Source organism: Burkholderia sp. Ac-20345, assembly GCF_017104825.1.
In the GTDB taxonomy this organism is placed as follows: domain Bacteria; phylum Pseudomonadota; class Gammaproteobacteria; order Burkholderiales; family Burkholderiaceae; genus Burkholderia; species Burkholderia lata_B.
The window spans coordinates 1-501 of record NZ_JAAGPO010000564.1; the positions used below are offsets into that span (position 1 = coordinate 1).

General features: G+C 64.9%; 2 protein-coding genes. One reads left to right on the forward strand and one right to left on the reverse strand.

All coding sequences use genetic code 11. From position 1 onward, the window contains the following. Positions 1 to 274: efflux RND transporter permease subunit (locus G3O06_RS48700; RefSeq protein WP_205820512.1), on the reverse strand; the 274-nt coding region annotated here is incomplete at its 3' end. Here G3O06_RS48700 and G3O06_RS48705 point away from each other — a divergent pair. Continuing rightward, positions 273 to 501: gamma-glutamyltransferase (locus G3O06_RS48705; protein WP_205820513.1), on the forward strand; the 229-nt coding region annotated here is incomplete at its 3' end. The two genes, G3O06_RS48700 and G3O06_RS48705, sit on opposite strands and share 2 nt — an antisense overlap.

Consider the following 501-nt stretch of genomic DNA (forward strand, 5'->3'; position numbering starts at 1 on the left):
GCGTGATCGTCGCGTTGCCCGAGTCATCGCTGGTCGACGACATGTACAGGAAGTTGTCGAGACCGCTCATCTGCTGCTCGATCACCTGCGTCACCGTGTCTTCCACCGTCTTCGCGGAAGCGCCCGGGTAGTTCGCGGTGATCTGGATCGATGGCGGCGCGATCGTCGGATACTGCGAGATCGGCAGCGTGAAGATCGCCGCAACCCCGGCCAGCATCAGGATGATGGCGATCACCCACGCGAAGATCGGGCGATCGATAAAAAACTTTGCCATGAAACAGGCTCCCTGTTATTGCGCGCTCGAAGCAGCGGCAGCACTCGCCGGCGCAGCGCCCGATGCGGCAGCACCGGAAGCGGCAGCGGCGCCGGAACCGGCGGCAGTGGCGGTCGGCTACGCGCAGGCCGTGACCAACCCGTGCTGCGGCAACATCGGCGGCGGCGGCTTCATGACCGTGCACCTGGCCGACGGTCGCGACCGCTTCATCAATTTCCGCGAAACCG